Below are 13,350 nucleotides of genomic sequence, written 5' to 3' on the forward strand. Positions count from 1 at the left end.
CGTTGTCGAAATCCGTCGTCTCCAGCACCAGCGTGCCGCTGGTGCCGTCGGCAACCACGGTGCCCTCATTGATGACCGTGCCGCCACCCGTGATGATCGCGGTGGTGATGCTGTCCGCCGTCTCGACGAGCGCGCCGGAGCCGAGCGTCAGAACGCTGTCGACCTGCAGCGTGTCGAGATCGGCGGCATTGCCGATGGTGATGGTGGCGTTGTCGATGGTCTCGCTATCGGCCACTTCCAGGCCCGCATCGGCGCCGGTGAGCGCGATGGTGCCAGCGGCACCGTTCGCATCCGTCACCACGAAACCGCTCTGCACCACGATGGTGTCGCCGTCGCCGACCGTGAGCGTGCCAACGATCGTGTCGTCCTGGAACACGCTGTCCGCACTCAGGCCCAACGTGCCGCCACTGAGCACCAGCGTCGCGTTCTCGATCGTCCCGTCATTGTCGAGTTCCGAGAAGGCGCCGGTCGCCGTGATGGCGATGGTTCCGCCCTCGGCATTCAGCAGACCATCGATCTCGACCGTACCGCCAGCGCTCTGCACCTGCGTCAGGGCCGAGGCATAGGTGTCGAGATCGAGTTCGGAGCCGGAGCCGATCTGGATGGACCCGGTATTGGTGAAGGCGTTGAGATCCTGGATGGCGATGGTGCCGCCGTCGGTGATGGCGAGGCGCCCGTTGTTGGCGAAGGTGCCGGTCGGCTGAATGTCGAGATCGGCACCGCCGGCAACCGTGATGCTGCCGTCGTTGATGAAGCTCGTGCTCTCGAGGGAGAGGGTGCCGCTGGCCGCGTCGGCCAGGATGGAGCCATCGTTGATGATGGTTCCCTCGCCGCCCAGGCTGTCGGATGCGAAGGTGCCAGCCGTCTCAACCAGCACGCCTTCGCCGAGGGTGAGCGTACCGCCGGCCTCGAGTGCATCGAGCCCAGCCGCGCTGCCGATGACGATGGTCGCGTTGTCGAAGGTCTCGTCGTCGTTGAAGAGCAGCGTGCTGTCCGCGCCGTCGATGCTGATCGTGCCCGGCGTGCCGTCCGCATTCTCGACGGTGAGGCCCGACTGCACGACCGCCTCGGTGCCGCTGACATCGAGGGCGCCCACGATGGTATCCGCCTGCAAGAGGCCATAGCCGAAGTCGATCGAGCCGCCGTCGACCACGATGGTCGCACCCGCGATCGTGCCGTCATCGACGATCGTGCCAGCGCTCAGCGCGATGGTGCCGGCAGACAGCACTCCGTCGACCTCGACCGTTCCCGCTGCATCGTTGAGCACGAGACCGGAGACGACGGCCGTGTCGGATCCCTCGATCAACACGTCTACCGCACTGCCGCCAGAGACGACGGCCGTATCAAGGGCGCCCGGAACCTGTTGCGACGTCCAGTTGGCGGAATCGGTCCAAGTTCCGGAGCTGCCGCTCCATTCGATATCCGGCATTTCAGCGCTCTTCCCAATTTGATCACGAACACAAGACAACGCCTCGGCTAGACTGCCGAGGCGCGAAGAAGACCATGTTGTCGTTAAATCGCCTGAGGCGACCCCTCGGCCCGGATGCTAGCCGAGTCACCCGCCGCGCTTCGTTAACGTTCGAAGAAACCGGCAGTCTGCAGAACCGGTACGGGTGTGATCACTTGCCCGCGCAACTCCAATACGCAGCCATAATCGTCAAGCGGTTTCTCAGTAAAAAACGTAACAAAGCGTGTCATCGGGTGTCAGCACTTTCGGCGTCACCAATCCCTCGCAGCGCCGCTTCTCAGCAAGAAGCACAACAGCCACTCCCCTTGTGGATATCATGATTTTTTCTTGCCTCTACTTGGGATTTCTTGCTGCGTATTTCTTCGATGTAGACGCCTCATCCACCGTGTCATCAAACATTAACCGTTTTGGCAAAGATGGAGAGACATTAAGTCTGCGACAAGCCGGGTGCGAGGAAACTGGCGGGCCGTCCTGCCCTGCCTTCATGCAATCTGGAGAGCATACTATGCAGCCCAAGATGCTGTCGTGCGCCGCACGATCGCTCAGACTGTCCATGGTCGCCGCGACGGCGATCTCTTTGATCGGTAACCCCATTGCGTCTTTTGCCGCGAGCAGCGGCGTCGACAAGCTCGTGAACGACCCGACGGCCACCACGCCGATCCGGCATATCATCGTCATCGTCGGTGAAAACCGTACCTTCGACCACGTCTTCGCGACGTACAAGCCGAAGAGCGGCCAGAGCGTGTACAACCTGCTCTCGGAAGGCATCATTCGCGCCGACGGCACGCCGGGCCCCAACTTCGTCAAGGCCGGTCAGTTTTCCGCTCAACAGACCGGTGACTACAGCATCAGCCCCGGCGGCAAGGTGCTCTACAGCAACCTTCCGCCCTCGATGACCGGTGGCGCGCCGACGAAGGCGGCCGACAACAACCCGCCGCCGTTTGCGACGGTCGCCGCCGTCGCTGCCACGGAAGCGCTGATCAACGACGGCCTGCCGCAGGCGAACTACCGCCTGCTGACCACGGGTGCCACGGGTCTTTCGACGGATGCGATCGACACCCGCATCGCCAATGCCGCGGCTCCGGCCAACGGCCCCTATCAGCTGACCGGCCCGAAGCTTGGCTATGACAGCTATACCTCGAGCCCGGTGCATCGCTTCTACCAGATGTGGCAGCAGGAAGACTGCGCCGTCAGCCACATCACGGCGGCGAATCCCTCGGGCTGCTTGGCCGATCTCTTCCCCTGGACGGAAGTGACCATCGGCGCCGGCAACAACGGCAAGGCGCAGCCGGCCAACTTCACTGATCAGTCTACCGGTGAAGGCTCGACCTCCATGGGCTTCTTCAACATGGCCCAGGGCGACGCCTCGACCTTCAAGTCCCTCGCCGACCAGTACACGATCAGCGACAACTTCCACCAGTCGATCATGGGCGGCACGGGCGCCAACCACATCGCTCTCGGCACGGGCCTCGCACTCTACTACTCGGATGGACAGGGCAACGTCGCGACGCCGCCCGCCAACGAGATCGAGAACCCGAACTCCCAGGCCGGCACCAACAACTGGTGGGTGCAGGACGGCTATTCCGGCGGCTCCTACACGGAGTGCTCGGATGCGAGCCAGCCCGGCGTCGGTGCGGTCCGCTCCTATCTCGCTGCCCTGCCCACCCCCGTCGCGCCGAAATGCGCGCCTGGCGCCTACTATCTCGTGAACAACTACAACCCCGGCTACTACGGTGACGGCACCGTCAACACCTCCACCTTCACCGTGCCGCCCTCCACCGTGCCGACGATTGCCGACGTGCTCAACAAGCACAACATCTCCTGGTCGTACTACGGTGCGGGCTGGAACAACTATGTGAAGGCGCCCAACAGCGACGCCGGCAGCATCTACTGCAACATCTGCAACCCCTTCCAGTACGAAACCTCCATCATGACGAGCGCTGCGCAGCGCGCGGCTCATCTGAAGGACGTGACGGACCTCACCACCGACATCACCAACGGCACGCTGCCCGCGGTTTCCATCGTCAAGCCGGACGGTCTGCTCGACGGCCATCCCGCCTCTTCCAAGCTCGATCTCTTCGAAGCCTTCTCCAAGAACATCATCAGCGAAGTGCAGGCCAATCCGGCGCTCTGGGCTGACACCGCCATCCTCATCACCTTCGACGAAGGCGGCGGCTACTGGGACTCCGGCTATGTCCAGCCGCTCGACTTCTTCGGTGACGGCACCCGCATCCCGGCGATCATGGTCTCCCCCTACTCCGCCGGTGGCCATGTCTCCCACGTCTATGCCGACCACGTCTCCTTCCTGAAGTTCGTCGAGAAGAACTGGGGTCTGGAAACGGTCAGCAGCACCTCGCGTGACAACCTGCCCAACCCGGTGGCCACCTCCAGCAATCCCTATGCGCCGACCAACGGTCCGGCCATCGGCGATCTGATGGACATGTTCACCTTCCCGAACAAAGGCTCCTAACCACCAAGGCCGGGTGCCGCTTGCGGCACCCGGCTGCCTTGCAAAGCCTGATCCATGAATCAACCACCCACCGGCCTCGAGGCCCCGCGCCTGTCCCTCGTGCCGGCCTTCACCGACAGCCGGCGCATCGCCCGCATCCTTCGCGGCGTCTGCGCCCTCCACGGGTTCAGCCTTCTCGCCCTGTTCGGCGTGCTGATCTGGATGCGCCCGCACCGGGGCGCAATCGCCGTTTTGGCGCCCTTCACCGGCATCGGCCTTGCGGGCGCGCTGCTCGCGGCGCTCCTCGTCACGCTCACCGGCCTGACGGCCTGCCTGCTCATCCTGCTGGGTCGCGCACGCACGCTGGATGCAAATGCCGTGACGCGGCCCTCCCCCGTCTCCACCCTTGCCGGCTGGCCTCAGGGCCTCGTTCTGTTGATCGGCACGGCGGCGAGCCTTTTCGTGCTGCATCGGCTCGCTGCCGCACCGCTGCTTGGCGCCGTGCCGCCCAACTGGCCCGTGCTCGCAGGTGTGCTCGTCGGGTTCTCCTTCCTCTTCCTGGTGTGCGAACGGCTGGTCGCCACCATCGCCGGCCCGGCCCTGCCCGAGCGCGACGCGCTGACCGCCCTGCTGCGGCTGCCGGCCGCGGTGCTGCTCGCCTATGCGGTCTGGTTCGCGGCCCGCGGCATGGGTGTGCCGCTCGGCCTCTGGGTCCCGCGCCTCATCGCGGGCTTCGTCGGCCTCATCGCGATCGAACTCGCGCTCCGCACCCTCGCCATCTGGTTCCTGCCGCCACGTGCGCCGCTCGACGCCCGCGCGATGATCGGCAGCCTCACGGCGAGCCTTCTGCAGCCGGACAGCCTGCGGCCGAGCCAGATGGCCCGCCGGTTGAAGACGCAATTCGGCATCGACATCAGCCGCAGTTGGGCCTTGGGCTATGCCCGCGCCGCGGCCGCCCCGGTGCTGCTCGGCCTGCTGCTCTTCGCCTGGTGCCTCTCCGGCGTCGTGCGCATCGGCCTCAACGCCCGCGGCTCCTACGAACGCTTCGGGGCGCCCGTCGCAATGCTCGGCCCCGGCCTGCATCTGCTGCTGCCCTGGCCCTTCGGCCGTGTCCGCATGGTCGAATACGGCGTGGTGCATGCGGTGGCGCTGGATGACGCGGCCGCCGGCACGCCGGCGCCGGCGGACACCTCCACCGCCGATGGCCCGGCGCCGCAAAGCGCCAACCGGTTGTGGGACCAGCGCTTCCTCAACGACGCCTCCTACATCATCGCGAGCGACAGCGGCGGGCGGCAGAGCTTCGAGACGGCGAGCATCAAGATCAACGTGCTCTATCGCGTCGGCCTCACGGATGCCGATGCCCGGCACGCGCTCTACAGCCTGACCGATCCCGCCGTTCTGATCCGCGCCGTCGCGGGACAGGAGCTGGCCCATTTCTTCGTCAACCGCACGCTGGCCCAGGTGCTGGGCGAGCGGAACGAGGAGATTGCAACGGGCCTGCGGCTCGCGCTGCAGCGCGATCTGGATGCGCAGCACAGCGGCCTGGAAGTGCTGGCGCTGATCGTCGAATCCCTGCATCCCCCAGGCGGCGCCGCCGCCGCCTATCGCGGCGTGCAGACGGCACAGATCACCGCGTCCATGCAGTATTCGATGGAAGAAGGCCGCGCCCATACCACCGTGAGCTTCGCGCAATCGAACGCCAAGCGTCTGGAAGACGAAGCCCAGGCCGCAGCGGCCGAGCGTATCGCTTCCGCGCGGGTCGAACAGGCGCGCTCGGCCGCCGATGTGCTCGCCTATCGTGATGGCGGCCGCGCCTTCCTGCTCGAACGCTACTTCCACAACCTGCGCACCGCCTTCGCCCAAGGCAGCCTGGACATCGTCGACAGCCGCCTCGGCGCCAGTCAGAACGCGATCGTCGACCTCCGGCCTGCCGCCGCCCCCGAGAAGCCGAGAGCCCAGCCATGAACAGCCTGCCTTCCGCCGATCCGGCCGGTCATCCCAAGCCCTCCCGCACTCGGCTCGCGCTGCGACTGGCGCTCGCCGGCGTCATTCTGGCCGGCGCGGTCGTTGTCTCCTCGGAGGTCATGGTCACCGACGGTCAGGCGATCGTCATCACCCGCTTCGGCGATCCGGTGCGCGTGCTGACCGAGCCGGGCCTCGCCTGGAAGGTTCCGGCTCCGGTCGAAAGCACGATCAAGGTCGATCTGCGGCTGCACACCACCTCCAGCGGCGTGCAGGACGTTGGCACGCGTGACGGCTTGCGCGTGCTGGTGCAGGCCTTCCTCGCCTGGCGGGTGCCGGACGAACCCGTGCATATCCAGCAGTTCCTGCGCGCCACGGGCAACAATCCGGATGAGGCGGCGCGGCAGCTGCGCAGCTTCATCGGCTCCGCCCTGCAGATCACCGCGAGCGATTTCGATCTCGATGATCTCGTCAACACCGACCGCAACCACGTGCGGCTCGCCGCCTTCGAGCAGCAGTTGCAGACAACCATCGCGCAGCAGGTGCTGACGATCTATGGCATCCAGCTGGAACAGGTGGGGTTGGAGCGGTTGAGCCTGCCCGCCGAAACCCTGGCCGCGACCGTCGCACGCATGCGCTCAGAACGCGAGACGGTGGCCGCCGAACGCACGGCGGAAGGCCTGCGCGTCGCGGCGCAAATCCGCTCGGACGCGCAGCGGGATGCGCGCATCACCATCGCCAATGCACAGGCCGATGCCGCGCAGATCGAAGCGGCCTCGCGCCAGAAGGCCGCCGCCATCTATGGTGCGACCTATGCGCGCGACCCCGAGCTGTATCTGATGCTGCGCTCGCTCGATACGCTCAACGCCATCATCGGCCCGCGCACCCGCCTCATCCTGCGCACCGATGCGGCACCGTTCAACGTGCTGGTGCAAGGGCCACCGCAGGCCGGCAGCCTGCCTGCTCTCCCGACACTTCCAGCCCTTCCGACCCCCGCCCAGCCTGCGCCGAGCGCAAGCGCCGCACCCGCCGTCACCCCGCCGCCCGCCGTCGACACGGCCCCCCTCGGCCTCTTCGGCCGGTCCGGGAGCCTGAGCGAGCGATGACCCGTCCCCCGCGCGATCCCGCCCTGGAGGGGCCGGCGGCGAGCACGGTACGCCTCGGCTTTCTCATGCTCTACGCCCTGGTGCTGCTGCTGGGCGCCGCCTGGGCCAGCGGCAACATCCATCAGGTGCCACCCGACAGCCGCGCCGTCGTCTTCCGCTTCGGCCGCGTCAACCGCGTGCAAGAGGCGGGACTGCTGCTCGCCTGGCCCTCCCCTATCGAGCAGGTGCGCATGCTGCCGGCCGCCGACCGGCAGATCGCCTACAAGGTGCGCCCGCAGGAGACGGGGTTTCAGTCGGACGAGACAGACGTGCAGTTCGCCCCCAATGACGACATCATCCACATGCAGGGCGACCGTGACCTGTTCAACGCCGCCTATCTCATGACCGGCGACGGCAATGTCGTCTCGCTGGACGCAACGCTGTTCTACACCATCACCAACCCGGCCTCGTATCTTCTGGTGGAAGATCACGTGCTGCCCGCGCTGCAGCGCATCTTTCTGGCGAGCGCCGTCTCCCTCACCGCATCCCGCCGGCTGGACGACTTTCTGGTTGCCCAGTTGGATGAGGATGCAACGGGTAGCGGCAATGGCGCGGTGGCGGCACTCGCCGCCCGCCGCCAGGCGCTGCGCACCGATTTCGTCACCGCCATGAACCTGCGTCTCAACGCGCTGCGCGCAGCGGGCGAGGATCTCGGCATCTCCGTCAACCGCGTGGACCTCGTGGCACTGCTACCGCCCGTGGCCAAAGCCGCCTTCGACGGCGTGCTGACCGCGGCGCAGATTGCCGATCAGAACGCCGCCGCCGCCCATACGGATGCCGAGCACATCATGCAGGAGGCGAACCAGCAGCGGGATGCGATCGTCTCCGCCGCCTCTGCCGCGGCTGACGAGCGCATCAAGACCGCGATGAGCGAGGCAGCGCCCGTGGGCGCGCTGGAGGCGCAGGAAACGCCCGCCGACCGCGACACGCTGATGGCCCACGCCTACCAGGATGAGATCGGCCTCATCCTGCAGCATGCCGGTGAAGTGACGGCCATAGACCCGCACAGCGCCGCCCAAGTTCTTCTGCCGGGACCGATGCCATGAGTGTCTCCACCCTTCCCCCTGGCGCCTTCGCGGCGGAAAGCGATGCCGATACGGCGAAGCGCCCGCCGCTGCTCAGCTTCGCCGAGCGCTCCTCGCTCGCCATCCGCCTCACGCTCTCGATGATCGCGGGCGGGCTGCTCTGCATCGCGCTGATCTGGCGCGTGGTCTTTCCCGCCGATCAGAGCGTCTCCGAGCTGGTCGCGGGCCTTGCCGCCCTCCTCGTCACGGTTCCGGTCTTCACCGCCGCCTGGGACAGCCTGCGCCACCCCAGCCTGCATGGGATGAGCGATCAGCTCGTAGCGCTCGCGCTCCTCGCCTGCTGGGCGACCGGCGATCTCATCACTGCCGCCATCCTGCCCATCGTCATGATCATCGGTCACGTGCTGGAAGAGCGCAGCCTGCTCGGCTCGCGGGAGGCGATCGGCGCCCTCGGCCGCTTGGTGCAGAGCAATGCCCGCCGGCTTGCCGCCGACGGCAGCGTGGAGGAGGTGCCGACGAAGCGGCTCGTCGTCGGCGACCGCATCCTGCTGCATGCGGGAGACCGCGTGCCGGTGGACGGGGTGATCCGCGAGGGCGCCGCCAGCATCGACACCGCCTCGCTCACCGGTGAGTCGGTGCCGGTGGAAGCCCATGCAGGTGAGGCCATCATGGCCGGCTCCATCAATCTCGACGGCAATCTGGTGGTCGAAGTCACCCGCGTCGGCGGGGAGACAACGCTCGGCAAGATCGTCGCGCTGATGCATGAGGCCGAACAGGCCAAGCCCCCTGTCACGCGGCTTCTGGAAGCCTATTCCGGCCATTACATGGCGCTGATCCTACTGGTGGCCGCCGGCGTATGGTTCGCGACCGGCAGCACCGCGGCGATGCTCGCCGTGCTCGTCGCCTCCTGCCCCTGCGCGCTGGTGCTGGCGGCCCCGGCCACCGCCATCGCCGCCATCGCCGTCGCCGCGCGCCACGGCATCCTCATCAAGGGCTCGGCCTTCCTCGAACAACTCGCCGAAGTCTCCTCGGTGATTTTTGACAAGACGGGGACGGTGACCACCGGCACGCTGCATCTCGTCGGCATCCGCGCCATGCCCGGCGTCGTCGAAGGGGAAATGCTCGCCATCGCGGCCAGCCTCGGTGCCGCCAGCAGCCATCCCGTGAGCCGGGCGCTCGCGGGTGTGGTGTCGCAGGACCTGCACCTACCGCTGATCGATGCGCGCGAGGAGCGCGGGCTCGGCATGCATGCCTATCTCGGCCAGGACCGCATCGCCATGGGCCGGCCGGCGCTTATCGCCTCCTTCGGCATCGTCGCCCACGACATGCCCGAGCATGACGGGCCGATGGTGGCGCTGAGCCGCGGAGAGCGTTTCCTTGGCTGGCTGCTACTGGCCGATGAGCCGCGCGCGGAATCCGCAGAGGCGCTCGCCGGGCTGCGCGCACTCGGCTTGCAGCGCCAGATCCTGCTGACCGGCGACCGCGCTCAGGTCGCCGAACGCGTCGGCCGGCAGCTCGGCATCGAGGAGATCTGCGCCGAGGCCTTGCCCGAACAGAAGATGCACCGCGTGCTGCAGGAAGTGCGGGATGGCTTCAAGCCGATGGTGATCGGCGATGGCATCAATGACAGCCTGGCGCTGAAGGCCGGTGCCGTCGGGGTCGCCATGGGCGCGCAGGGCACGGATGTGGCTCTCGCTTCGGCCGATATCGTGCTGATGACGAGCGATCTGCGCCGGCTCGGCACCTGCATCCGCCTCAGCCGCCGGTGCCGCCGCACCATCCACCTCAACGTCGCCTTCGGTCTCGGCTGGACGGTAATCCTGATCGTGCTCGCGGCCTTTGGCCTGCTGGGGGCGGAGGGCGCCATCATCGCCGCCGTCGTGCATAATTTCAGCACCCTCGTCGGCATGGCGAATTCGGGCCGGCTGCTGCTCTTTGATGAAATCACCCCCGCCTATGCGCAAGGCCCCGCGCGGGACATGGCCGCATGAACGCGATGCGCGCAGCCCGCGGTACCTTCGGTCGCCATCGGGAAAGCCTGCTGCTGGGCGGGCTCATCCTCTCGCTCTCCGCCGCCGTCGCCGTGGCGGCGATAACGCCGGCGCCGGCCGTGTCCTCTCTCGCCGCGAGCCGCCGGAGCGTGGCGGAGACGCCCCTTGCGGCGGAGGGCGCGGCCGGCGGTGATGCGGCCACGGCCGATCTTTGGATGCAGACCACGCTCAGCCGCCCGCTCTTTGCGCTGGATCGGCGGCCGGCCGAGACGACCGCGCGCGCCGATGCCTCTCTGCCGCGCCTGTCCGGCACCATCCGCTTCGCCCATACGGCGCTCGCGATCTTCGAAGTGCCGGCGAGCGGCGACAACGGCCACCACTCCGGCCCACCGACTGCACTCGGCGCGGGCGCCCAGGTCGGTGGCTGGACCATCGAAGATGTCTCGGACGAGAGCGTGCGGCTCATCAAGGGAGACGAGACGCGCACACTAGACCTTGCTTTCTCCCAGGCGCCGCCACCGCCGCCCCCTGCCGCGCCGAAGGGGGTCGCGGCGCTACGCCTACTGCATGGCAAGAAGAGCAACGTCTTCTGGCAACCCTGATTACTCTTTTCCGAAGCCGCCATCGTGTTTGTCATCAAACCGCGATGGTAAGCGGCCGCACGCGCTCTAGAGTAGATCGATGAGCTAGAGATGCCTGTCATGCTGCGTGTGTTCTTCGAGTGGTGGACGAGACAATGGCTGGCTCTTCTCCCCGCCTTTCTGAAGCATGATCCGAGCGCCCGTGATCTGACGCTCTCCATTCCAAGCCTGTCGCATTTCGTCGATGGTCCCATCACCGTCTCTGCGTCCGGGCAGGCACCACAAACGTTCCTCTTCGACAGTGAGGGCTTGGCACAGGTGCGCGCGCTGAAGGAGGGACGCCGCCTCTGCCTGCATCTGCCGGCAGGCATCCTTCTCGAACGACGCGTGCAACTGCCGGCCGCGGCGGAGGACGATCTCGCCCATGTGCTGGCCTATGAGATGGACCGGCTGACGCCTTTCCCGGCCACTGAGGTGCTGTGGGACTGGACGCTGATCCATCACGACCGGCAGAAGGGAAAACTCGACATCCGCCTCACTTTGGCCCGTCGAGACGGTCTCGGTTCGCTGCTGGCGGCGCTGGAGGCGGCAGGGCTCGCCCCCGACCGCCTGCAATGCGCCGCCGCTCGGCCCGATGCCCCCGCGCGGACGCTCTGGCTGCATCGGCGCGCCGGCCGCGCCGCGCCGCGCCCTCCGCTGCGCCTTGCAGCCTATGGGCTGTGCGGCTTCCTCCTGCTCGTGCTCTGCGGCATGCCCTTTCTGCGCCAACAGCTGAGGCTGGCCGAAACGGCACGCCAGATTGCGCAGTTGCAGCCGCAAGTGCAGCTCGCCGCAGCTCTCCGCCATCGCATCGTGGCCGATGCCGAAAGCACGCGCGTGCTCGCCGCGGAACGGCGCATGACCGGCAATCCGCTGGCGGTGCTGGCCGCGGTGACGCAGGCGCTGCCCGACGACACCTGGCTGACGCAGCTTTCGCTGCGGCAGCGCGCCCTGCACATGGAGGGAGCTTCCCACGCCGCCGTGCAGCTGATCGGCCGACTCTCCCTCGTCAGTCTCATCGGCAATCCGGCCTTTGCCGCGCCGGTGACGACAGACAGCGACCATCACGTCGATCTCTTCGCGATCAGCGCAGAGGTGCAGCCGTGAGCGGCGCGCTGCTCCGCCGCTTACCCGAAGGCCGCGCCGGCCAGGCTCTGTGCCTCGCCATCACCGCCCTTGGTCTTGCCATCGCCTGGTTCGGCCTGATCGCGCCCGTCCTGCAGCTCTATGCCGAAGGGCAAGCGCAGCAGGCCGCGCAAAGCGCGATGCTGGCCCATATGCAATCCGTCGCCGCCGAATTGCCCAGGCTGCGCAAACTCGCCGAACGCGTCCAAGGGAACCGCAGCAGCGATACGGCAACCACCCTCCTCTCCGGCGACACAGATGCCATCGCCGCCGCCAACCTCCAGAAGGTCATACAGGATCTGGCCGCCAATGCCGGGCTTGTGCCGACAAGCATCGAGGTTCTGAGCGCGACCCAGCGTGGCGCCTTCCGCCGCATCGGCCTGCAGATCGAAACCACGGCGAGCTGGCCAACCCTGATGGCGCTGCTGCGCGCGATGAACGACAGCGCGCTCGGGCTGATCGTGGATGACCTGACGCTGCATGCGATCGCGACCAGCGACACCGGCCGGGATACGACGCATCCGATGCTCGATGCGAGCTTCATGGTGTTCGCCCTGCGGCCGGACTCACCCCACACCCCCTCGGGCCTCACGCGCGCAGCCCTCACCACCGACCAGACGGATTGACTACGGGGCCGGCCGGATGATGCGGATGCACCGCCCGAGCCACGCCGGTCGCGAACGCGGTTTCGCCCTCCTGCTCGTGCTCTGGGCGCTCATCGCGCTCTCCCTAATCCTCACCCGCTTGCTCTCCGCGGGACAGCAGGAAGCCCAGCTCGCCACCAATCTGCACCAGGCCGCCATCGCCGAGACAATCGCCGACAGCGCCGTGCAGGCGACGATCTTCTCGCTTCTGACGAAACCGGAGGCAAGCCCAGAGGGCAAGGCGCAGCTCTTGACCTTGCCGGGCGGCGTCGCCCTCGTCCAGCTGCGCGAGGGTGCGGGGATGATCAACCCCAATGTCGCGCCGGCGCCGCTTCTCACCGCTCTTCTGCAAAGCTGCGGCGTGGGGCGCGACGAGACCACGCAGCTGACGCAGGCGATCATGGATTGGCGGTCGCCGGCCAATGACAAGCACCCGTTGATCGACGCCTATCGGGCTGCCGGCCTTCCCTATGCGCCGCAGGGTCAGGCCTTCCAGAGCCCGGATGAAATCCGCCTCGTCCTCGGCATGAGCCGCGGTATCGCGGACTGCATGGTTCCAGCCCTTTCCGTCTATGCCGATCAGGAAATGCCCGTCCTTTCCGTGGCACCGCCGATCGTGCGCGCCGCGCTGCTCCGCATGATGCGGGATGCGGGCCAGGCCGTGTCGACGGCGCCGCCCGACCTGCATGGGGACCGTGTGGTCGAGATCACGGCGGAGGGACGCAGCCGAGGCGGCCGTTTCATCCGCATCGCCGTCGTTCGGCTAGGCAGCAACGATCCCGCAACACCCTACCGGATTTTGACGTGGCAGGAGGGCGGATGAACCGCATGGCGCGTTGCCCCGTCATGGTTCTGTCACTTGCCGATCCGGGGCGCTTGCCCGCACCACATCCTGCGCGCGTCGCGCGCAGGCATCAGGGG

The 13,350-nt window shown here is 67.3% G+C and carries 10 protein-coding genes; 9 read left to right on the forward strand and 1 reads right to left on the reverse strand.

The features are described from left to right. A partial coding sequence (locus ACYQ6W_RS15710) for a beta strand repeat-containing protein (protein ID WP_459676629.1) occupies nt 1-1,429 on the reverse strand: 1,429 nt, incomplete at its 3' end. A 592-nt stretch (nt 1,430-2,021) separates the two neighbouring features. Here ACYQ6W_RS15710 and ACYQ6W_RS15715 point away from each other — a divergent pair. From ACYQ6W_RS15715 to ACYQ6W_RS15755, 9 genes are all read left to right on the forward strand, one after another. Further along, nucleotides 2,022-3,938, forward strand: coding sequence for an alkaline phosphatase family protein (locus ACYQ6W_RS15715; RefSeq protein WP_459676630.1), 1,917 nt, complete (start codon nt 2,022-2,024; stop codon nt 3,936-3,938). Between the two features lie 54 nt (nt 3,939-3,992). Then, on the forward strand, nt 3,993-5,882 hold the full coding sequence (locus ACYQ6W_RS15720) for an SPFH domain-containing protein (protein WP_459676631.1): 1,890 nt from the start codon (nt 3,993-3,995) through the stop codon (nt 5,880-5,882). Further along, nucleotides 5,879-6,985 carry a protease modulator HflC gene (hflC, locus tag ACYQ6W_RS15725; RefSeq protein ID WP_459676632.1) on the forward strand — a complete coding sequence of 369 codons (1,107 nt, stop codon included), beginning with the start codon at nt 5,879-5,881 and terminating at the stop codon, nt 6,983-6,985. The genes ACYQ6W_RS15720 and hflC overlap by 4 nt, the downstream gene beginning before the upstream one ends. Beyond that, nucleotides 6,982-8,070 carry an SPFH domain-containing protein gene (locus ACYQ6W_RS15730; RefSeq protein ID WP_459676633.1) on the forward strand — a complete coding sequence of 363 codons (1,089 nt, stop codon included), beginning with the start codon at nt 6,982-6,984 and terminating at the stop codon, nt 8,068-8,070. The genes hflC and ACYQ6W_RS15730 overlap by 4 nt, the downstream gene beginning before the upstream one ends. Then, nucleotides 8,067-10,040, forward strand: a complete 1,974-nt coding sequence (locus ACYQ6W_RS15735) for a heavy metal translocating P-type ATPase (RefSeq protein WP_459676634.1) — start codon at nt 8,067-8,069, stop codon at nt 10,038-10,040. Before ACYQ6W_RS15730 ends, ACYQ6W_RS15735 begins: the two co-directional genes overlap by 4 nt. Continuing rightward, the gene (locus ACYQ6W_RS15740) at nt 10,037-10,642 is read left to right on the forward strand and encodes a hypothetical protein (RefSeq protein WP_459676635.1); all 606 of its coding nucleotides are present in this window, start codon (nt 10,037-10,039) and stop codon (nt 10,640-10,642) included. The genes ACYQ6W_RS15735 and ACYQ6W_RS15740 overlap by 4 nt, the downstream gene beginning before the upstream one ends. A 99-nt stretch (nt 10,643-10,741) precedes the next feature. Continuing rightward, nucleotides 10,742-11,767, forward strand: coding sequence for a PilN domain-containing protein (locus ACYQ6W_RS15745; protein WP_459676636.1), 1,026 nt, complete (start codon nt 10,742-10,744; stop codon nt 11,765-11,767). After that, on the forward strand, nt 11,764-12,411 hold the full coding sequence (gene gspM / locus ACYQ6W_RS15750; protein WP_459676638.1) for a type II secretion system protein GspM: 648 nt from the start codon (nt 11,764-11,766) through the stop codon (nt 12,409-12,411). The genes ACYQ6W_RS15745 and gspM overlap by 4 nt, the downstream gene beginning before the upstream one ends. 25 nt (nt 12,412-12,436) lie before the next feature. Beyond that, nucleotides 12,437-13,252: a type II secretion system minor pseudopilin gene (locus tag ACYQ6W_RS15755; RefSeq protein WP_459676639.1), complete on the forward strand. Its 816-nt coding sequence runs from the start codon at nt 12,437-12,439 to the stop codon at nt 13,250-13,252. Nucleotides 13,253-13,350 lie beyond the last annotated feature (98 nt).

Source organism: Acidisoma sp. 7E03, from assembly GCF_054665075.1.

Bases quoted from the DNA above. Each gene is read 5' to 3' on its own strand.
- ACYQ6W_RS15745 (WP_459676636.1), top strand. From the start codon at position 10,742: ATGCTGCGTGTGTTCTTCGAGTGGTGGACGAGACAATGGCTGGCTCTT.
- ACYQ6W_RS15735 (WP_459676634.1), top strand. From the start codon at position 8,067: ATGAGTGTCTCCACCCTTCCCCCTGGCGCCTTCGCGGCGGAAAGCGAT.
- ACYQ6W_RS15730 (WP_459676633.1), top strand. From the start codon at position 6,982: ATGACCCGTCCCCCGCGCGATCCCGCCCTGGAGGGGCCGGCGGCGAGC.
- ACYQ6W_RS15720 (WP_459676631.1), top strand. From the start codon at position 3,993: ATGAATCAACCACCCACCGGCCTCGAGGCCCCGCGCCTGTCCCTCGTG.
- ACYQ6W_RS15740 (WP_459676635.1), top strand. From the start codon at position 10,037: ATGAACGCGATGCGCGCAGCCCGCGGTACCTTCGGTCGCCATCGGGAA.
- ACYQ6W_RS15755 (WP_459676639.1), top strand. From the start codon at position 12,437: ATGCACCGCCCGAGCCACGCCGGTCGCGAACGCGGTTTCGCCCTCCTG.
- hflC (WP_459676632.1), top strand. From the start codon at position 5,879: ATGAACAGCCTGCCTTCCGCCGATCCGGCCGGTCATCCCAAGCCCTCC.
- ACYQ6W_RS15715 (WP_459676630.1), top strand. From the start codon at position 2,022: ATGGTCGCCGCGACGGCGATCTCTTTGATCGGTAACCCCATTGCGTCT.